This is a genomic window from Streptomyces sp. NPDC050509 (assembly GCF_044457965.1).
In the GTDB taxonomy this organism is placed as follows: Bacteria; Actinomycetota; Actinomycetes; order Streptomycetales; family Streptomycetaceae; genus Streptomyces.
Genome location: NZ_JBITHL010000002.1, coordinates 150,655 through 170,655 on the forward strand (window position 1 = coordinate 150,655; position 20,001 = coordinate 170,655).

The window sequence follows — 20,001 nt, forward strand, 5'->3', positions numbered from 1 at the left end:
CCCTCGCCGTGGGCCGGCCGGGTCAGTCCAGCAGGCTGCCCAGTCTGCCTTCCAGCAGCACCAGCAACTCGCCGAGCGAATCGGCGAGTTGGCTGTGGCTCCCGGCGTCGAGGCCGTCCAGCAGGGACGCGTCGTACGCCACCTGCTCGGGCAGCAGCCGGTCGAGCAGGCGGCGTCCCTCGTCCGTCAGGGAGAGATGGGTGACCCGGCGGTCCCGGTCGTCGAGGCGCCGGGCGATCAGTTCCCGGCCCTCCAACTGCCGCAGCCGCTTGGTGACGGCCGCGCCCGACGCGAAGGTCTCGCGGGCGATCCGGCCGGGGGTCAGCTCCCGGTCCGTTCTGCGCAGCGCCCCCAGGATGTCGAACTCCGGGCGGGTCAGCCCCTCCCGTCGCAGTGGGGCGTCGGCGGCCTGCTGGAGCAGTGCGGCACAGCGGTTGAGGCGTCCGATCACCGCCATCGGCGCGGTGTCCAGACCGGGCATCACCTGCTCCCACTGCCGCATCACCCCCGCGACGGCGTCCTCGGTGTTCTCGGCCACGCGCACACTCCTTCGTTCCGGTCGGGCCGATTCTGCCCTCAGGGTCCGGGCGCTCAGGACACCGGGACCCGTGGCGCGGCGTGGCGGACCAGCCGGGCCAGCGTACGGTGGCCCTCGCGTTCGGCCGCGGCGACCCGCTCGGCGGGCAGGGCGCGCTGCCACCACTCGCCCGAGGCGACCTCGAACGCCTCGCGCAGCTCGATGAGGGAGAGCGCGAGCCGGTCCCGGGCCCAGCCGGCCTCGTGGTCACGGTCCGGGCCGCCCGGACCGTTCCCGCGGTCCGGGCCTTCACCGTCGCCGAGATGGCGCAGCGCCGCGCTGCGCGCCTCCGTGACGTGTGCCAGCGCCTCGTCGATCCGGTCGGTGGCCCGGCGGTTGGTGACCAGCGCGCAGCAGGCCAGTGCCGCCGTCACGCCGACGACCGTGTCGATCAGCCGGTCGGCGATCAGTGTCCTGGCCGGAAGATGGCCGCCGAACTCCGTGAGCAGCAGCGCCATCGGGGTCACGCACACCGAACCCAGCCAGTAGTTGCGGGTGATGAGGGCCTCGGCGCCGACCTGGAGTGCCAGCGCGAGCAGCACCATGGCGAGCGGCCCGACCCGGATCAGCGGCAGCAGCGCGAAGAAGAGGACCAGCCCGAGCGCATTCCCGAGCACCCGCTGGAGGCCCCGCTGCCCGGAGAGCGTGGTGTTGGCCTGGTAGACGGAGGCCGCGGAGACCACCGCCCAGTACGGATGCCCGACCCCGGCGGCCAGCGAGACCCATCCGGCCAGGGTGCAGCCGACGGCCACCCGGACGCCGATCGGCAGCAGCGGGGAGCCGGGCCGCAGCCGCGTGAGAACTGCGCGTACCCCCGTGGCGCGGTCCGGTGCGGGACGGCGCGGCGCCTGCGGAACAGTGTGTTCCCTTTCCATGGCGGCCGTCGTCTCCGCCGTTGTCTCCGCTGCCGTCTCCGCTTCCACGGCGACCCCGGCCAGTCGGCGGGCCTCGTCGGGCGTCGGGCCGACCTCCGGCAGGGCGCCTCCGCGCCGTACCGCCCGGGCCAGCGCGGCGCACCGCTCGGCCTCGTGGACCGGGGTGTGGGTACGCCCCTCGTGCGTACACCCCTCGTGCGTACGCCCCTCGGAGGAGGGTGCGGCGAGCGCCGACTCCGCGTGCGCCAGCAGGCGTTCGAGCCGGTGGCGGGCGGCGCCGGCGCCCGGGATCAGGAAGAGCGTGTGCCAGGCGGAGTTGACCGCCCCGGCCGTGGCCTGACGTGCCGTCAGCTCAGCGTCCTGGCCGGCCGTGTCCTGGCGCCCCCGTGGCTCCGTCCCGTCCCGCCGGACCCGCCACAACGCCGCCGCCGACTCCAACGCCCGTGCCACGGCCACCCGTTCGGGGCCGTGTGGCCGTACCGGAGCGGGTGCCATGCAGACGAGCCAGGCCACGGCCCCGGCGGCGAGGGCCAGGGCGAGATGGAAGGGCACCTCCCCGAGCCGCTGGGGCACGAAGAACGCCGACGAGGAGATGAAGGTGAGGATCAGATTGCCCGGCGGCCCGATGCGTGTCGCGTCGCAGACCGTCTTGTGCGCGGCGGCGACCAGCGAGGCGCCCACCACCAGCAGGGCGGGGGAGGCGGTCAGCGAGGCGGCCGTCAGTGCGACCCCCAGGCTCGCGACCATGCCCAGCACCACCCACAGCAGGGTGCGGGCGCGGGCCGCGTACGGCAGCCCGTGCGCGTACAGGGCGCACATCGCCCCCGCCGACGTGTACAGGATGAGATCCAGCCGCCCCAGCGCCAGCAGGGTCAGATCGGGCACGGCGAGCGCCACCGCCGCGCTGAGCGCGGGCTTGTGCCAGGTGTCGACGGGACGCCGTAGCCGTACGGCGCTGGTGAGGTGCTTACCCATACGAAAAGATTAACAGGTGTTTTATATGTAAACGAATTTTCTGGGTGCGGCGACTGCTACACAAAAGCGTGGAAAGCGAGCAAACTGGGGTTGTTACGGCTCGATGCCGTACATCGCGGTCAGACTTGCACGAAAAGAAGGAGGCGAGTCGTATGGCCGACGTCTCACATTCGAGGGGCGACCTGTCCAGTCACCCCGATGTTCCCGAGATGCGCGCGAGGTACGCCCGCATGCTCGGCGGACGCGGTGCGGCGCTCCTGGACGGGCCGGTGTTCCTCGTCGGCCTGTTCTGCGCCCTGTCGCCCTGGATCATCCACTTCACCGGGAGCCAGCCGGCTCTCGCGACACACAACCTGATCATGGGGATCGCGATCGTCGTGATGGCGCTCGGCCTCACCCTCGCCCCGGTGCGGATGGCGGGGCTGAGCTGGGCCCTGTGCGCCATGGGTATCTGGCTGGTCATCGCTCCATGGATCGTCGGCAGCAGTCCTGACGCGGGCGTGATCTGGACCAACGTCGTCATCGGCGCGCTCACGTTCCTGTTCGGACTGGCGTGTGCCGGTACGGCGATGAGAGCCGCCCGGAAGGTGTGAACCACGCGGAGCGCGGCCGGCCCGTCCCGAGCGGGCGGGTCGCGCTCCGTTCCCGGCCCCGTTCCCGGTGGGTCCCGGGGGGTGGGATCATGGCGTGATGACGCTGATCGACCATGTGGACGCCCTGCTCGAATCCGCCGGCATGCCGCCCGTCGTCGCGGCCGGTGACCCGGTCCTGCGGCGCCCGGCGGCCCCGTACGACGGGCAGTTGGGGGACGAGCGGCTCGCGCGCCTGGTCCGGCTGATGCGCGCGACGATGCACGCCGCCCCCGGTGTCGGGCTCGCGGCGCCCCAGATCGGGATCCCGCTCAGACTCGCGGTCGTCGAGGACCCGGCCCAGGCGCCGGACGAGGTCCTCGCGGCCCGTGGCCGGGTCCCGCAGCCCTTCCGGGTGCTGGTCAACCCGTCGTACGAACCCGTCGGCGAGCAGCGCGCCGCCTTCTTCGAGGGGTGCCTCAGCGTCCCCGGCTGGCAGGCCGTCGTGGCCAGGCACCGGGCGGTCAGGCTCCGCGGCCAGGACGAACGGGGACAGGAGATCGACGAGGAGTTCTCGGGGTGGCCGGCCCGGATCGTCCAGCACGAGACGGACCATCTCGACGGAACGCTCTACATCGACCTGGCCGAGACCCGCTCCCTCTCCGCCACCCACCACCTCACCGAACGCTGGTCCCAGCCCACCCCCGCCCTCGCCGCCCGGGAGCTGGGCTTCCCCCTCCCCGCCGACTCCTAGGGCCTCTCGTTTGGATCTTGCTGGGCTCGCGTGCCCTGGCACCGCGCCTCGCGGCGTTGTCGTCGGTCATCCCCAAGGTCTCGGCTTCGCTCGACCAGGGGAGACCCCATCCGCTCCCGCGTCGCCTCCCTCCTCCGCCTTGCGATCCACGGCAACGGCGACATCAGCCGCTGACGCGGCGGGCGCTCCCTGACCCAGCCAGACCCAAACGAAAGACCCTAGGCCCGGTCCACGGGCCCTCGGGAGCCCCCGCGTGCCCCGTCTCGCTGTTCGGGAGGGGGCGCGGTGGCGGGCCCGGCTGAGGTACGGTGCGTGCCATGGGTACGCATTCTCAACTCCGTGCGGTGGAGTCGCGCCTCGGCGACGTCCACGGCGAGTGTGCGCCCCGCGGTCTCAGCTTTCTGCGCCGCCGCGGCCGGGTGGGTTCTCCCCCGGCGTTCCGCTGTCCCTGCCGCTGATCCGCGCCGGGGGCCGGTAGCCCCGTATCTCCACAGCCGCTGAGCCGTTACGGCCCGGCCGGCCTCGCCAGGCCCCACCCCGCGCGTGCCCCCTCGCACCACTCCGCCGTGCCGATCTGAGGAGCCCCGTGACCACCACCGCCGAACCCGCGGCAGCCGAACCCACCACCGCCGTACAGCCCCTGCTGCGCGACCACCGCATCCCCGCCGACGGCCTCTACGAAGGCCACCGGGAACTGCGCCGCCTCCCGGAGGGGTGGCCTGAGCGGCCGTACGAACTCTTCGGCCTCGTGCCGCAGGCACGCACCATCGGCGCCGAGATCCGCGGCCTCGACCTCTCCCGCCCGCTGTCGGCCGGCGTACGCGCCGAACTCGACCGCGCCCTGCTGGAGTGGAAGGTGCTCTTCTTCCGCGGCCAGCACCTCACCTCCGAGGCGCAGCGTGACTTCGCCCTGAACTGGGGCGAGTTGGAGACCAACCCGCTGCTCGCCACGGCCGGCGCGCCGGACGTCGTCCGGTTCGACCGCTCCGCCGTCCCGACCTTCGAGAACGTGTGGCACACCGATGTGACCTTCCGGGAGCGGCCCGCGCTCGGCGCCGTCCTGCAACTGCGCGAGGTGCCGCCGTCCGGCGGTGACACGATGTGGGCCGACATGGCCGCCGCGTACGACAACCTCCCGCAGGACGTGAAGGACCGGATCGACGGCGCCCGCGCCGTCCACGACTACATACCGGGCTTCTCCCGCTTCTACTCCGCCGAGCGGCTGGCCCCCTTCCAGGACGAGTTCCCGCCGGTCGAGCACCCGGTGGTGCGCCGCCACCCCGACACCGGCCGGCGGATGCTCTTCGTCAACGCGTCCTTCACCACCCGCGTCGTGGGGCTGGAGCGGGCGGAGAGCGACCGGCTGCTGCGGCTGCTGTTCCAGCAGGCCCATGTGCCCGAGTTCCAGGTGCGGTTCCGCTGGGAGGCGGGCGACATCGCCTTCTGGGACAACCGCGCCACCCAGCACTACGCGGTCAGCGACTACGCCCCGCACCGCCGGGTCGCCGAACGCGTCGCCATCGCGGGGGACCGGCCCTTCTGACCGGCCGCCGCGACCTGAGCGGATCCTCGGGCCCGTCCGCCGCGCCGGCCGGGCCCGAAGGCTTGGCGGATCACCCAGGACACCCAGGACATCCAGGACACCCAGGACCGCGCGAGATCCCTGTTCAGACTCTTGACAGTTCCGGTTCACGCGCATCAGGATGCCCGGGTGAACCTGTCAGACAGCCAGACAGCCGGGCGCGTGCCCAGAAGGATCAGCGCGATGGAAGCCGTGCTGAACCATCTCCGGAGCGCCATCGAGCGGAGCGAGTACGCGGTAGGGGAGAAGCTGCCCTCCGAGGCTGAGCTCTGCCGCCGTCTCGAAGTGAGCCGACCCGTGCTCCGCGAGGCCCTGCGGGCACTCCAGACGATGGGACTGACCGTCTCACGTACCGGAAGAGGCACCTTTGTCGTGTCCAACGGTCCGGTGGAGGATCCCACCTTCGGCGACTACTCGGCGAGCGACCTCCTGGAGGTACGCCGCCATGTGGAGATCCCGGTCGCCGGGTACGCGGCCACCCGCCGTACCGCCGAGGACCTCGACCACCTCACCCATCTGCTGGAGCGGATGGAACACGAGACCGACACCACCGCGTGGGTGGCGATGGACACCCTCTTCCACCTCTCCGTCGCCCAGGCGGCCCAGAACCCGGTCTTCCGCCGGGTCATAGAGGAGATCCGCGACGCGCTGGCCCGCCAGTCCGCGTTCCTCAACGAACTCGGCGGACGGCGCGAGCAGTCCAACCTGGAGCACCGGGCCATCGTCGAGGCCGTCGTCGAACAGTCCGAGAGCGACGCCATCGACGCCATGACCCACCACCTCGCACGGGTCGAGTCGACCCTGACCACCATTGTGCGGTCCCCCCACCGAGCGATCCCCCCCGAAGAAGGCGAAGAGCAGGCGTGAGCGAGCAGTCCCTTCAGACAGAGCAGCAGGCGTGTCAGCCGGAGAAACCGCCGGTCCCTCCGAGCGACCCGAGCGCCCATGTCGACGCCGGTGACGCCGGATACAGCAAGGCCCTGAAGTCCCGGCACATCAACATGATCGCCATCGGCGGGGCCATCGGTACCGGGCTCTTCCTCGGCGCCGGAGGCCGGCTCGCCGACGCGGGCCCCTCCCTCGCCGTCGCCTACGCGGTCTGCGGCCTCTTCGCCTTCCTCGTGGTGCGCGCCCTCGGCGAGCTGGTCCTGCACCGGCCGTCCTCCGGGGCGTTCGTCAGCTACGCCCGTGAGTTCATGGGCGAGAAGGGCGCCTTCGTCGCGGGCTGGATGTACTTCCTGAACTGGGCGACCACCGGGATCGCCGACATCACGGCGGTGGCGACGTACACCCACTACTGGGGCATGTTCTCCGACATACCGCAGTGGGTGCTCGCCCTGATCGCCCTCGCGGTCGTGCTGACCGTGAACCTCATATCCGTGAAGATCTTCGGCGAACTGGAGTTCTGGTTCGCGATCATCAAGGTCGGCGCGCTCATCGTCTTCATGCTCATCGGCATCTTCCTGCTGGTCACCCAGCATCCGGTCGACGGCCACACCCCCGGCCCCTCGCTGATCACCGGCAACGGCGGCCTCTTCCCGGCCGGGATGCTCCCGATGCTGCTGGTCATCCAGGGCGTCGTCTTCGCGTACGCCTCGGTCGAGCTGGTCGGTGTCACGGCGGGCGAGACCAAGGAGCCGGAGAAGATCATGCCCAAGGCGATCAACTCCATCATGTGGCGCGTGGCCCTCTTCTACGTCGGCTCGGTCGTGCTGCTGACGATGCTGCTGCCCTGGAACGCGTACTCCGCCGGTGAGAGCCCCTTCGTCACCGTGCTCTCCAACATCGGCATCCCCGCGGCGGGCGACGTGATGAACCTCGTCGTCCTCACCGCCGCGATGTCCAGCCTCAACTCCGGCCTCTACTCCACCGGACGCATCCTGCGCTCCATGTCGATGTCGGGATCCGCGCCGAAGTTCACCGGGGTGATGAGCCGCAGCCAGGTGCCGTACGGCGGCATCCTGCTCACCTCCGGCATCTGCGTGCTCGGTGTCGGCCTCAACTACGTCGTGCCCAGCAAGGCCTTCGAGATCGTCCTGAACTTCGCGGCGCTCGGCATCCTCTCCACCTGGTCCATGATCATGGTCTGCCACCTGCTCTTCTGGCGGAAGACCCAGGCCGGGCTGCTCTCCCGCCCGAGCTACCAGCTCCCCGGCTCCCCGTGGACCGAGATCATCACCCTGCTCTTCCTCGCCTCCGTGCTGGTCCTGATGTACGCGGACGGCGGTGCGGGCCGTACGACCGTGCTGTCCCTGCCGCTGATCGGCGCGGCCCTGGTCGGCGGCTGGTTCCTGGTACGGGGCCGGGTCGGGACCATCCGGGACGCGGCGGCCCACCAGCGCGCCGCCGCCCCCGGGACCTCCGGCACCAACGAGACGTCCGGCACCACCGGGACCTCCGGCACCACCGACCGCGACCAGAACACCGAGAGCTGACCCATGAGCGACCCCACCACGCCGCGCCGCACCCCGGGCGAGCCCCCCGCCGTCCGCGCACCGGGCCATGTCCCCCTCGCCCATGTCGTACGGGGAGGTGTCGTCGAGGGTGTCCACCACGGCTCGGTCGTCGTCCTGGCGGCCGACGGCAGCGTGGAGTTCCTGGCCGGGGACATCGAGGCCGCGTTCTACCCGCGCTCCGCGCTCAAGCCGCTCCAGGCGGTCGCCCTGCTGCGCGCCGGGCTGCCCCTCCCCGACGACGAGGCGCTGGCCCTCACCGCGGCCAGCCACTCCGGCGAGGAGGTCCACCTCGCCGTCGCCCGGCGCATCCTCGACTCCGCCGGGCTCACCGAGGACGACCTGGGCAACACCCCCGACCTGCCTTACGGCGCGGTGCAGCGCGACGCGTGGCTGCGCCGCGGCCTCGGGCCGAGCCGTCTCGCCCAGAACTGCTCGGGAAAGCACGCCTCCATGCTCAGGACGGCCCTGACCCGCCAGTGGCCGCTGACCGGCTATCTCGACCCGGGTCACCCGCTCCAGAAGGAGATCGCCCGGACCGTGGAGGACCTGACGGGGCAGCGCATCGCCCGGGTGACGGTCGACGGCTGCGGTGCCCCGCTCTTCTCCGTCTCCCTGCACGGGCTCACCCGGGCCGTCGCCCGGCTGGCGACCGCGGCCCCCGACACCGACGAGGGCCGGGTCGCGCACGCCATGCGCGCCCACCCGGAGCTGGTCTCCGGCACCGGCCGGGACGTGGCCGCGCTGATGCGGGCCGTGCCGGGGCTGCTCGCCAAGGACGGTTTCGAAGGCGTCCAGGTCGCGGCGCTCCCGGACGGCCGGGCCGTCGGCGTGAAGATCGCCGACGGCGCGGACCGCGCCAGGATGCCGGTGACCGCCGCGGCCCTCGCCCTGTGCGGGGTCGACCCCGATGTCCTCGCCGCGTTCGCCCGTACCCCTGTGATCGGCGGCGGCCAGGAGGTGGGGAGCCTGCGGGCGGCGGGCGCGCTGGCTCCCGTGACGACCCGTTGAGCCCGCCTCCTCAGCGGCCCCGGGCCGCGCAGGCCCTGTCCGGCCGACCGCCTCCCACCCTCACGAAGGAAGCCCGCCCCATGAATGCCGGCCACCGCTCCGAACACGATCTGCTCGGCGACCGTGACATCCCCGCCGACGCGTACTGGGGTGTGCACACGCTGCGCGCCTCGGAGAACTTCCCCATCACCGGTACGGCCATCTCCGCCTACCCGCACCTCATCGACGCGCTCGCCGCCGTGAAGGAGGCCGCGGCCCGCGCCAACGAGGACCTCGGGCTGCTCGCGGGGGAGAAGGCCGCGGCCATCGCCGCCGCCTGCCGGGAGATACGGGAGGAGGGCAGGCTGCACGACCAGTTCGTCGTGGACGTCATCCAGGGCGGCGCCGGCACCTCGACCAACATGAACGCCAACGAGGTGATCGCCAACCGGGCGCTGGAACTCCTGGGCCATGCCAAGGGCGACTACGCGCATCTGCACCCCAACGAGGACGTCAACCTCAGCCAGTCCACGAACGACGTCTACCCGACCGCCGTCAATGTGGCCACCATCATCGCCGTACACGAACTGCTCGACGCGATGACGGTCCTGCGCGAGGCGTTCGCCGCCAAGGCCGAGGAGTTCCACGACATCCTCAAGATGGGGCGCACCCAGCTCCAGGACGCCGTGCCCATGACGCTGGGCCAGGAGTTCTCCGCGTACGCGGTGATGCTGGAGGAGGACCAGAGCCGGCTGGCCGAGGCCGTCCTCCTCATCCATGAGATCAACCTCGGCGCCACCGCCATCGGCACCGGCCTCAACGCCCCCGCCGGCTACGCGGAGGCCGCCCGCCGCCATCTCGCCGACCTCACCGGGCTGCCGCTGGTCACCGCGGCCAACCTCGTGGAGGCGACCCAGGACTGCGGCGCGTTCGTCCATCTCTCCGGGGTGCTCAAGCGCATCGCAGTGAAGCTCTCCAAGAGCTGCAACGACCTGCGGCTGCTCTCCTCGGGCCCGCGCGCGGGCTTCGCGGAGATCAACCTGCCGCCGGTCCAGGCGGGCTCCAGCATCATGCCCGGCAAGGTCAACCCGGTGATCCCCGAGGTCGTCAACCAGGTCGCCTTCGAGGTGATCGGCAACGACGTCACCATCACCATGGCCGCCGAGGCGGGACAGCTCCAGCTCAACGCCTTCGAGCCGATCATCCTGCACTCCCTCTCGGAGAGCATCACCCATCTGCGGGCCGCCTGCGTCACCCTCGCCGAGCGCTGTGTCTCCGGCATCACCGCCAACGTCGAGACGCTGCGCGCGACCGTGGAGAACTCCATCGGGCTCGTCACCGCGCTCAACCCGCACATCGGCTACACCGCAGCGACCGAGATCGCCAAGGAGGCGCTGGCCACCGGCCGGGGCGTCGCCGAACTCGTCCTGGAGCGCGGCCTGCTCCCGGCCGACCGGCTCGCGGCGCTGCTGCGCCCCGAGGTGATCGCGGGTACGGGGCCCCGCCCCGTCTCCTCGTAGCGCGGGGCGCCGGGCACGATCCGCGGGGCGCGCCGGTCCGTACGTATCTCAGTGGTACGGGACCGGCGCGCCCGTACGGTGGGGTCGCGCGCCCGGTTCAGACGGACTGCACGCCCGGTCGGCCCGCCTCGGTGACGAAGGACATCCGGGTCGACACGGGGGCGCCGGGGGTGGTGACGTACGGCAGGACCCGGAAGTCGGCGCGGCAGGACTGCGGGGTGAGGGAGCAGCGGACGTAGCCGCGCTGGTAGTTGGTGAACTTGATGTGCTCGTTGGCGGCCAGCAGGTTCGCCCCCGACGGGTCGAGGTCCATGCCGTCCATCTTGGTCGAGATGGACGTGCCGACGAACTCGACCCCGATGGTGGGGGAGTCCGGGTCGTCGAAGTCCCGCTTGAGGTCGGCCGCGAGATGCCGGTGCATGTCACCGGTGAGGACGACGGGGTTGGACACGTTCCGGCGGTCGATCTCCTTGAAGAGCCGTTCGCGCGAGGCGACATAGCCGTCCCAGAAGTCCATCACGAAGGACTGTCCCGGGCCGGGGTCGGTGTCCACCTGGTTCATCGCGATCTGCTGGGGGATCAGGTTCCACTTCGCGTCGGAGCGTCCCAGGCCGCGGTAGAGCCAACGTTCCTGCTCGGCGCCGAGGATGGTGCGGTCGGGTTCGAGCCGCTCCTCGCAGCCGGTCTTGGTGCCGTCGCCGCACGGCTGGTCGTCGCGGTACAGCCGGGTGTCGAGGATATGGAACGTCGCCATCCGCCCGTAGCGCAGACTGCGGTACATCCGGGCGTCGAAGCCGCTCGGCTGCTGCGGCAACCGCAGCGGAAGGTGCTCGTAGTACGCCTGGAACGCCGCCGAGGCGCGTTCGCGGAAGACCGCCGGGTCCACGTCCGGGTGCTTGGAGCGGTCGGCGGCCCAGTTGTCCTCGACCTCGTGGTCGTCCCAGACGACGGCGAACGGGTGGGCCTGGTGGGCGGCGATCAGGTCACTGTCGAAGCGGTGCAGCGCGTGCCGGTTGCGGTACTGCGTCAGGTCCATCGGCTCGGGGCGCAGCTCGGCGGCGACGGGGGTCTTGCGTACGCCGCCCATCGCGTCGATGGGGTTCTCGTAGATGTAGTCGCCGAGATGCAGGATCAGATCGACGTCCTCTTCGGCGAGATGCCGGTAGGCGGTGTAGAACCCCTCGAACCACGCCTGGCAGGAGACGAACGCGAAGTTCAGCGAGCGGGGGTCGCTGGTCGGCGAGGGGGCGGTGCGGGAGCGGCCCACGGGGCTGAGCACCCCGCCGGCGAGGAAGCGGTAGAAGTACTGCCGGCCCGGCTTGAGCCCGCTGACCTCGACATGGACGGAGTGGGCGAGTTCGGCCACCGCCCGGGTCCACCCCCGGCGTACGACTCGCCGGAAGCGCTGGTCCTCCGCGACCTCCCACTGGACCTTGACCGCGCGCGGGTCCATGCCGCCGGTGCCGTCGGGGGCGAGCGGGTGCGGCGCGAGCCGGGTCCACAGGACGAAGCCGTCCGGCCAGGGGTCGCCGGACGCGACGCCGAGGGTGAAGGGGTCCTCGTGGAGGCGGCGTTCGGCGGCGCCCGCCCGGCCCGCCGACAGATTGCCCGCGGCGACCGCCAGTGCGACCGTTCCGGTGGCGCCGAGCATCGCCCGTCTCCCGAAGCCTGAGGCTGTGCTGATCCCACTGTTCATACGCATGAATCCTGGTCCGTTCGTCGTGCGCGATCCCCGCGTGACCCGAGGCGGAAATGACGCGTGATTTAACGTCCGTTCATGTTGTAATCACACGGTGAATATCACACGTATTCACCCGTCACAAGACCACCCGCCGCCAGGTCGACAACGCCTGTCGCAGGCGACTGTACGGCGGCGTCGGGGCGAAGACCGGTCGCGCCATGGGGTGTCCAATCAGCACCTGTGTAACACCCTTGACACTCCTCGCGGGCGGCTCATAGTGTCCACGCCACAGAATTCACGTTAGATTTCACATGGAGACGTGTCGTCTTCACGCCGGGTGGGTGGTGAACGACGGCGTAGGAACGATGGTGATGCGCCGTTAGCCCGGCGCGCAGGAAGGACGTGTCCGTGTCCGGTCCCTCCGCAGCGGGGCACTTGCGCCCCTACGGTCTGCGCTGCGACCACCGCGTCACCCCGCTGGGAATCGACGAGGCGCAGCCCCTGCTCTCCTGGCGGCTCGCCTCCGACCGGCGGGGCGACGACCCCGTCGCCCACCGGGTACGGGTGGCACGGCGGCCGGAGGACCTCGCCGCGGGCGGCACGGGAGGCATTGGCGGCACGGGAGGCACTGGCGGCTCGGGCGCCTCGGGCGGCGAACCCCTCTGGGACAGCGGGCCGCTGACGGACCCGCACGCGATCGGCGTCCGCTACACCGGGCCCGCCCTGGAGCCCCGTACGCGCTACCACTGGCAGGTCACCGTCCACCCGGCCGGCGCGGCGGAACCCGCCGAGGCCGGCTCCTGGTTCGAGACCGGCCTCACCATGGCGCCGTCCGACGCCCTGTCGGCCGACCCGCCCGACGGCGGCGGCTGGCGCGCCGCGTGGATCACCCACGACCCGGACCCGATCGGCGTGATGGACGCGCCGACCGAGGGCGAGGCGGCCCTCGACCACCACGGACTCGCCCCCTGCCCCGTCCTGCGACGCGCCTTCCCCGGCACCCCCACCCCCGTCACCCGCGCCCGGCTGTACGTGAGCGCGCGCGGGCTGTACGAGATCCGCCTCAACGGAACCCGGGTCGGCGACGCGGAACTCGCCCCCGGCTGGACCGACTACCACCACCGCGTCCAGTACCAGACGTACGACGTGACGGAGCTGGTCCTGAGCGGCGAGAACGTGCTCGCCGCGACCGTCGCCGACGGCTGGTGGAGCGGGTTCGTCGGCTTCGAACCCCGCAGGGCCGGCGCCCACTACGGGACCACCCCCCAGCTCCTGGCCGAACTCCACCTGGTGGACGCCGAGGGACGTACCACCAGAATCCTCACCGACCACACCTGGCGCACCCGCACAGGAACGATTCGCCATGCCGACCTGCTCATGGGCGAATGCCACGACCTGCGCCACTCCGCTGACGGCTGGGACCTGCCCGGCTACGACGACCGGCACTGGTCGCCCGCGCGGGTCACCGACGCCGACCACCGGCTGCTCGTCGCCGCCCCCGACGAGCCCGTACGGGCCACCGCCGAACTGCCGCCCCGTACGGTCACCCGCCTGCGCGAGGGCGTCCATGTCGTCGACTTCGGCCAGAACCTCGCCGGGCGTGTACGGCTGCGCGTCGACGGGCTCGCCCACGGCGCCCGGGTGACGCTGCGCCACGCCGAAGTGCTGGACGAGGACGGACAGCTCTACACGGCCAACCTGCGCACTGCCGCCGCCACCGACCTGCTGATCGGCGACGGCCGCGCCCACACCGTCTTCGAGCCGCGCTTCACCTACCACGGCTTCCGCTACGCCGAGGTCAGCGGCCTCGCCGAGCTGGCCGCGCCGGACATCGTCGCCGTGGCCCTGCACAGCGACACCCCGTGGGCCGGCTCGTTCGACTGCTCCGACCCCGACATCCGGCGGCTCCACACCTGTGTCACCTGGGGCCAGCGCTCCAACTTCGTCAGCGTGCCCACCGACTGCCCGCAGCGCGACGAACGCCTCGGCTGGCTCGCGGACGCCCAGGTCTTCCTGCCCACGGCCGCCCTCAACGCCGACGTCGCCGCGTTCTTCACCAAGTGGCTGCGCGACGTGGACGACGCCCGTACCCCCGACGGCGGCTTCACCAACGTCGCCCCGCGCCTCGTGGGCGTCGCCGACGAAGGCGCCCCCGGCTGGGCCGACGCGGGCGTCATCATGCCGTGGCACCTCTACCGTACGTACGACGACCCGCGCTTCCTCGCCCGCGCGCTGCCCGGCATGTGCGCCTGGGTCGAGCTGATCCGCCGTCACAACCCCGACCTGATCTGGCGCCACCGCGTCGGACCGCACTTCTCCGACTGGCTCGCCCCGGGCACCCCCACCCCGCGCGACGTCGTCGCCACCGCCTACTTCGCGCACAGCGCCCACCTCACCGCACGCGCCGCCGACGTACTCGGCCACCACGACCTCGCCCGCGACCACCACCGGCTGGCCGCCGCCGTACGGGCCGCCTTCACCGACCGCTTCGTCACCTGGACGCCCGGCGCGGACGGAGGCATGAACGGGGGTATGGACACCCTGCGGATCGAGGGCGACACCCAGACCGGCTACCTCCTCGCGCTCGCCTTCGGCCTGCTCCCCGAGGAGCACACCGGCGCCGCCGCCCGGCGCCTCGCCCACCTGGTCGAGGCCGCGGGCCCTGGACTCGTCACCGGCTTCCTCGGGGTCGCGCTCGCCGCGCCCGTCCTGGACGCGTACGGCCGCGCCGACCTCGCCCACGCCCTGCTGCGCCGTACCGAGGCGCCCTCCTGGCTCTTCCCGCTGCACCACGGCGCCACCACGATCTGGGAGCGCTGGGACGGCTGGACCCCTGACGCCGGATTCCGCGCCCCGGCGATGAACTCCTTCAACCACTACGCGCTCGGCTCGATCGGCGAATGGCTCTACCGGGGCGTCGCCGGACTCGACCAGAGCGCGGAGTCCACCGGCTACCGGCGGCTGACCGTACGCCCCGCCCCCGGCGACCTCACCCACGCGAGCGCCCGGTACGAATCGGTCCGCGGCACCGTCGCCGTCCGCTGGGAACGGAGCGGCGACACCTTCGCGCTGCGCGTCCGGGTCCCCCCGGGCGCCACCGCCGAGGTCCACGTACCCACCACCGACCCCGCGTCGGTCCGCGAGTCCGGCGAGGTGCCCGTGGACGGCGCGCACCTCACGCTCGCCGGGACCGGCCCCGGCCGTGCCGTCTACCGCGTGGCCTCCGGTGTCTACCGCTTCACCGCGGCCTACGTACCGGCGGGCACCACGGCGAGCGGCCCGCGGCCGTACGCCGCGCACCTCAGCACACCAGGTCCGGCGACGCCGTCGTACGCCGGCCCCCACGAGGAGGACACGAAATGACCACGGGTTCCCGCACCCCGCCCCTCCCCGGCACGGTCGGTCGCCGAGGCTTCCTGCGGATAGGCGGCGGGGCCGCGGCGCTCGCCGCGCTGCCCCCGGCTCTCACCGCGTGCTCGGGTTCGAGCGGTTCCGGCAACGGCAAGATACGTATCGTCGGCGTCGCCGACCAGCAGAAACCCGTCGAGGAACTGCTCGCCGCCTACCGCAAGAGCCACCCCGACTCCACCTTCGCCACCTCCTTCGCCCCCACCGACCAGGTCCAGACCGTCGTACGCACCCAGCTCGCCGGCGGCAACGCCCCCGACGTGCACGTCCTGTTCCCCGGCAGCGGCAGCGCCATGTCCATGGTCGAGCTGGCCAAGGCGGGACTGCTCACCGACCTCTCGGCGCAGAAGTGGACCCAGGGCATACCCAAGAACTTCGACGCCGCCTACCGTTACGAGGGCAAGACCTACCTCTACTCGGCGGGCAGCAGCGTCATCGGCGCCATTTACAACAAGAAGGCGTTCGCCAAGGCGGGTGTTCAGCCGCCCACCACCTGGAGCGAACTCCTCGACGTCTGCGCCACGTTGAAGGCGAAGGGCATCGTGCCGATCGCTCTCGGCGCGCAGACCCCCTGGGTCACCCAGCTCATCTCGTACGCGCTGGTCCCCAACGCGGTGTACGCCGAAACGCCCGGCTTCGACACCGACATGGCCGCCGGGCGCGCCACCTTCGCCGACTCCGGCTGGGCCGACGCGCTGGGCAAGTACAAGGAGCTCCAGACCAAGGGCTTCTTCAACGACAACCCCAACGGCACCACCTTCGAGCAGCAGACCTCCCTCGTCGCGAGCGGCAAGGCGGCCATGGCCGTCCAGGTCTCCGCCGTGCTCTCCACCTTCCGCGACGCCACCAGGACCCCCGACGACCTGGGCATGTTCCCCTTCCCCGGCGGCGACGACGCGGCGAAGCTGTGGATACCCGCGGGCATCGTGGTCGGGCTCGGCGTCGCCGCCCACGCCAAGAACCCGGACCAGGCCAAGGCGTTCGTGGAGTTCCTCGGCCGCCAGGAGAACATCAACGCCTGGGCCACGGCCGTCTCCGCCATCCCCTTCCAGCGCGACGCGTCGACCAAGATCGACCCGGTGCTCGACGGCTTCCTGCCGATCATCGACTCCGACCGCGCCGTCCCCTTCATGGACCAGGCATGGCCCAACGCGGAGGTGCAGCCGGCCCACTTCGCAGCCGTACAGGACCTCCTCGCGGGCAAGACGGACGTCAAGGGCGCGCTGGGACAGATGGACACGGCCTACGGAAAGAAGTCGTGAACACCCTGCCCGAGCGGACCACGTCCGAGGGGCCGTCGGCGCCCGCCGCCGTCACCCGGAAGCGCCCTGACCCCCGCGGTCCGGCGCGTACCGCCAGGTGGCGGCGCGACGTCACCGTCCCGCCGTGGGGCTTCGTCGTTCCCGCGCTCCTGGTGTACGCCGTCGTCGTCCTCTATCCGAGCCTCGCGGGCGTCGTCTACGCCTTCACGGACTGGTCCGGCATCGGCGGCTTCTCCTTCGTCGGGCTGGACAACTTCCATACCCTGCTGGACGACCGGCGCGCCCTGGAGTCCGTCGGCAACACCCTGCTGCTCACCGTCGCCGTGGTCGTCGTCCAGAACGCCGTCGGACTGCTGCTCGCGCTCGGCGTGCACGCCAACATCAGATCGCGCTCCCTGCTGCGCGTGATCTTCTTCGCGCCCGCCGTGGTCAGCCCCGTCATGGTCGCCTTCCTGTGGAAGTACGTCTACAACCCCGAGGCCGACGCCGGACTCAACGGGATCCTCGGCGCCCTCGGGCTCGGCGGGCTGCGCCAGGACTGGCTCGGCGACCCCTCCCTCGCCCTGTGGTCCGTCGCCGCGATGGTGGTGTGGCAGTACGCGGGCTACTCGATGGTCATCTTCCTCGCGGGGCTCCAGGGGGTACCCGCCGAACTCCACGAGGCCGCGCGGATCGACGGCGCCGGTACGTGGCAGCGCTTCCGCTACGTCACCTGGCCGCTGCTCGCCCCGGCGCTCACCATCAACCTGATGCTGTCGACCATCGGCGGCCTCAAACTCTTCGACCAGGTGTACGCGGCCACCAACGGCGGCCCCGGCACCTCCAGCGAGACCCTGTCGACGGTGCTCTACAAAGAAGCCTTCGTCTTCGGCAAGTTCGGCTACAGCACCGCCGTCGCGCTGGTCCTCGCGTTGTTCGTGGCCGCCGTCTCCCTGGTCCAGCTCCGCTATCTGCGCGCCCGGGAGGTCACCGCGTGAGCACCACCGCCACCGCCCCGCAGGACGTCCGCCCCGCGGGACGTCCGCCGAAAGGGTTCTCCCGCTACAGCGGCTACCTCCTGGAACTCGTGATGATCGCCGTCGCGGTGGTCTTCCTCTTCCCCGTGTACGCGCTGCTCACCCTGGCGATGAAGGACCCGCGGCAGATAGCCGAGTCGCCCCTGTCGCCGCCCGCGCCGCCCACCTTCGCCAACTTCGGGGACGCCTGGTCCTCCGCGTCCCTCGGCCCCGCCCTGGTCAGCAGCGCGGTCATCACCACCGTCAGCCTGCTCCTGCTGATCCTCCTCGGCTCCACCGGCGCCTACTACCTGGCCCGCCGGGCGCGCGGACTCGGCTACGGGCTCTACGTCCTCTTCCTGCTCGGGATCGTGCTGCCGTTCCAGCTCGGGATGATCCCGCTCTACAAACTGGTCGACAACCTCGGCCTGCTCGGCACGTACCAGGGCATGGTCCTCTTCTACACGGGCATCCAGCTCCCGTTCACCGTCTTCCTCTACACCGGCTTCATCCGCGCCCTGCCCGCGGACTACGCGCAGGCGGCGCTGATCGACGGCTGCGACCACCGGCAGGCGTTCACCCGGATCGTCTTCCCGCTGCTGCGGCCCATCACCGGCACCGTGATCATCCTGAACGCGGTGTTCATCTGGAACGACTTCTTCACCCCGCTGCTCTACCTGGGCGGATCCGGCAAGGAGACCGTGCCGGTGGGGGTGTTCGCCTTCGTCGGCCAGTACGTCTCCGACTACGGCCTGGTCTTCGCCGGTCTGGTGCTGGCCGCGCTGCCGATCCTGATCGTGTTCCTGCTGCTCCAGCGCTATGTCATCAAGGGGTTCGCGAGCGGCCTCAAGGGCTGAGGCCCGGGTCTCGCGGGACGGCGCCCGGCTCACCACCGGGCGCCGTTCGGCTCACAGGGTGCGGTCCGGGCCCCGCCACCGGGCCCGCGCGCTCTCCACCCGGAACAGGTAGTCCACGTACGCCTCCTCGTAGAACGCCACGCCTTCCGGATCCGGGTCCACCACCGCCTCCGGCGCCGTCCACGCGGCGACGTCCAGCTCCCGGCCCAGCCGCTCGCCCCGGGCCGCGACGGCGGCCAGCACGGCGCCGCGCGCGCCCGGCTCCGGGCCGCGCGCCACCCGCAGCGGCCGTCCGATCACATCGGCGAACAGCCGCAGCCAGGCCAGGCTGCGCGTCCCGCCGCCGCACACGGCCAGTTCACCGGTGAGGCCCGCCGCCTCCAGGCAGTGCCGGGCCGCGAAGGCGATCGCCTCGCACATGCCCCGTACGAGATCGGCGCGGGAGGCCCGCAGATCGAGGCCGGTGAACTCGGCGCGCGCGGTGTGGTCCACGAACGGGACGCGCTCACCCGAGGGCGAGAGATAGGGGAGCGCGGCCACCCCCCGGGCGCCGCGCGGTGTCCCCTCCAGCAGGCCGGAGAGCTGGTCGTGCGAGGTGCCGGTGACACCGAGCACCCAGTCGAGCGCGACCGTGCCGGTCATCGCGGGCAGGGCCCGCATATGGCGGTCCGGTCTGGCCAGCGCGAGATGGAAACCCACCGGCTCCTCCTCGAACGCGACCCGTTCGACCACGACCTGGCACGCCAGCGTCGTACCGACGATGAGCAGCCCGTCCCCCGGCTCGGTCACCCCCGCGCCGATCGCGCACGCGGGCAGGTCGTACGGGCCCGAGGTGACCGGCGTTCCGTCGGGCAGTCCCGGGAGGTTCCCGCGCGCCTCCCCGTACGGCAGGGCCGGCGCGATGGGCGGCAGCAGCCCCGCGCGGTGGCCGACGCCGAGGGCGGCCAGGGCCTCGGGGGAGTAGGCGCGGGTGCGCGGGTCGAGGAAGGGGACGGAGGCGTCGGAGAGATCGGTGGAGCGTTCGCCCGTCAGCCGCAGATGGAGGATGTCCTTGCAGCACGCGGCGGTGGTGGCCGCGTCCAGGGAGTGCGGCTCGTTCCGGTCCAGCCAGGCCAGCAGCGGCCCCGGGGAGCCCGGGAACAGGACGTTCCCCGTACGCCGGTACATCTCCCGCGCCGTACCGTCGGCCATCCACCCGGCGACGAGGGCGCCCGCGCGGCCGTCCATCCAGGACAGCGCGGGTCGTACGGCCCGGCCCCGGTCGTCGGCCAGCCACAGGCCGTCGCCCTGGCCGGTGAGGGCGACCAGGGCGGGGGTACGGCCCGCGGTCACCGCGGCGATGACGGTACCGGCGGCGCGTACCACCTCCTCGATGTCCTGCTCCACGTGGTCGCCCCGCCCGCCCAGCGAGATCGGGACCGACTCCACGCCGAGCGGCGTCCCGTCCTCCGCGAAGGCGACCGCCTTGGCGACCGAGGTACCCATGTCCACTCCGACGAACAC

15 protein-coding genes are annotated in these 20,001 nt (G+C 71.9%); 11 read left to right on the plus strand and 4 right to left on the minus strand.

Annotated elements, in window-relative coordinates; translation table 11 throughout:
* Positions 1-22: 22 nt before the first annotated feature.
* On the minus strand, positions 23-502 hold the full coding sequence (locus tag ACIBJC_RS05980; RefSeq protein WP_399289782.1) for a MarR family winged helix-turn-helix transcriptional regulator: 480 nt from the start codon (positions 500-502) through the stop codon (positions 23-25).
* Positions 503-591: 89 nt separating this feature from the next.
* Positions 592-2,427, minus strand: coding sequence for an FUSC family protein (locus tag ACIBJC_RS05985; RefSeq protein WP_399288530.1), 1,836 nt, complete (start codon positions 2,425-2,427; stop codon positions 592-594).
* A gap of 152 nt (positions 2,428-2,579) precedes the next feature.
* On the opposite strand from ACIBJC_RS05985, the gene ACIBJC_RS05990 reads away from it, so the two are divergent.
* The 7 genes from ACIBJC_RS05990 to aspA all read left to right on the plus strand — a co-directional run bounded on the left by ACIBJC_RS05990 (position 2,580) and on the right by aspA (position 10,295).
* Positions 2,580-3,020, plus strand: a complete 441-nt coding sequence (locus ACIBJC_RS05990; protein ID WP_399288533.1) for an SPW repeat protein — start codon at positions 2,580-2,582, stop codon at positions 3,018-3,020.
* 97 nt (positions 3,021-3,117) lie between these two features.
* Entirely contained in the window at positions 3,118-3,750 is a 633-nt protein-coding gene (gene def / locus ACIBJC_RS05995; RefSeq protein WP_399288536.1) for a peptide deformylase, read from the plus strand.
* Between the two features lie 586 nt (positions 3,751-4,336).
* Positions 4,337-5,293 (plus strand): TauD/TfdA dioxygenase family protein, encoded by a 957-nt coding sequence (locus tag ACIBJC_RS06000; protein WP_399288539.1) that lies wholly within the window; start codon positions 4,337-4,339, stop codon positions 5,291-5,293.
* Between the two features lie 168 nt (positions 5,294-5,461).
* A complete protein-coding gene (locus tag ACIBJC_RS06005; protein ID WP_399288542.1) occupies positions 5,462-6,199 on the plus strand; it encodes a FadR/GntR family transcriptional regulator in 738 nt (245 codons plus the stop codon).
* Positions 6,196-7,767, plus strand: a complete 1,572-nt coding sequence (locus tag ACIBJC_RS06010) for an amino acid permease (RefSeq protein WP_399288545.1) — start codon at positions 6,196-6,198, stop codon at positions 7,765-7,767. The genes ACIBJC_RS06005 and ACIBJC_RS06010 overlap by 4 nt, the downstream gene beginning before the upstream one ends.
* Positions 7,768-7,770: 3 nt before the next feature.
* A complete protein-coding gene (locus tag ACIBJC_RS06015; RefSeq protein ID WP_399288548.1) occupies positions 7,771-8,796 on the plus strand; it encodes an asparaginase in 1,026 nt (341 codons plus the stop codon).
* Positions 8,797-8,876: 80 nt separating this feature from the next.
* Positions 8,877-10,295: an aspartate ammonia-lyase gene (aspA, locus tag ACIBJC_RS06020; RefSeq protein WP_399288551.1), complete on the plus strand. Its 1,419-nt coding sequence runs from the start codon at positions 8,877-8,879 to the stop codon at positions 10,293-10,295.
* Positions 10,296-10,392: 97 nt separating this feature from the next.
* Here aspA and ACIBJC_RS06025 read toward each other — a convergent pair whose 3' ends face one another.
* Positions 10,393-11,946 carry an alkaline phosphatase D family protein gene (locus ACIBJC_RS06025; RefSeq protein ID WP_399288554.1) on the minus strand — a complete coding sequence of 518 codons (1,554 nt, stop codon included), beginning with the start codon at positions 11,944-11,946 and terminating at the stop codon, positions 10,393-10,395.
* A 438-nt stretch (positions 11,947-12,384) separates the two neighbouring features.
* Here ACIBJC_RS06025 and ACIBJC_RS06030 point away from each other — a divergent pair, with 438 nt between their 5' ends.
* Genes ACIBJC_RS06030 through ACIBJC_RS06045 form a run of 4 tightly spaced genes read left to right on the plus strand, consistent with a single transcriptional unit; the run spans position 12,385 to position 18,498 of the window.
* Positions 12,385-15,339 (plus strand): family 78 glycoside hydrolase catalytic domain, encoded by a 2,955-nt coding sequence (locus tag ACIBJC_RS06030; RefSeq protein WP_399288558.1) that lies wholly within the window; start codon positions 12,385-12,387, stop codon positions 15,337-15,339.
* The gene (locus tag ACIBJC_RS06035) at positions 15,336-16,646 is read left to right on the plus strand and encodes an extracellular solute-binding protein (RefSeq protein WP_399288561.1); all 1,311 of its coding nucleotides are present in this window, start codon (positions 15,336-15,338) and stop codon (positions 16,644-16,646) included. Before ACIBJC_RS06030 ends, ACIBJC_RS06035 begins: the two co-directional genes overlap by 4 nt.
* Positions 16,643-17,623: a carbohydrate ABC transporter permease gene (locus ACIBJC_RS06040; RefSeq protein ID WP_399288563.1), complete on the plus strand. Its 981-nt coding sequence runs from the start codon at positions 16,643-16,645 to the stop codon at positions 17,621-17,623. Before ACIBJC_RS06035 ends, ACIBJC_RS06040 begins: the two co-directional genes overlap by 4 nt.
* Positions 17,620-18,498: a carbohydrate ABC transporter permease gene (locus tag ACIBJC_RS06045; RefSeq protein WP_399288566.1), complete on the plus strand. Its 879-nt coding sequence runs from the start codon at positions 17,620-17,622 to the stop codon at positions 18,496-18,498. The genes ACIBJC_RS06040 and ACIBJC_RS06045 overlap by 4 nt, the downstream gene beginning before the upstream one ends.
* Before the next feature lie 51 nt (positions 18,499-18,549).
* On the opposite strand, the gene ACIBJC_RS06050 is transcribed toward ACIBJC_RS06045, so the two are convergent.
* On the minus strand, positions 18,550-20,001 hold the full coding sequence (locus ACIBJC_RS06050) for an FGGY family carbohydrate kinase (RefSeq protein ID WP_399288568.1): 1,452 nt from the start codon (positions 19,999-20,001) through the stop codon (positions 18,550-18,552).

Coding starts and splice junctions, on each gene's coding strand:
- ACIBJC_RS05980 (WP_399289782.1), bottom strand. CDS start 502: ATGCGGCAGTGGGAGCAGGTGATGCCCGGTCTGGACACCGCGCCGATG.
- ACIBJC_RS05985 (WP_399288530.1), bottom strand. CDS start 2,427: ATGGGTAAGCACCTCACCAGCGCCGTACGGCTACGGCGTCCCGTCGAC.
- ACIBJC_RS05990 (WP_399288533.1), top strand. CDS start 2,580: ATGGCCGACGTCTCACATTCGAGGGGCGACCTGTCCAGTCACCCCGAT.
- def (WP_399288536.1), top strand. CDS start 3,118: ATGACGCTGATCGACCATGTGGACGCCCTGCTCGAATCCGCCGGCATG.
- ACIBJC_RS06015 (WP_399288548.1), top strand. CDS start 7,771: ATGAGCGACCCCACCACGCCGCGCCGCACCCCGGGCGAGCCCCCCGCC.
- aspA (WP_399288551.1), top strand. CDS start 8,877: ATGAATGCCGGCCACCGCTCCGAACACGATCTGCTCGGCGACCGTGAC.
- ACIBJC_RS06025 (WP_399288554.1), bottom strand. CDS start 11,946: ATGCTCGGCGCCACCGGAACGGTCGCACTGGCGGTCGCCGCGGGCAAT.
- ACIBJC_RS06035 (WP_399288561.1), top strand. CDS start 15,336: ATGACCACGGGTTCCCGCACCCCGCCCCTCCCCGGCACGGTCGGTCGC.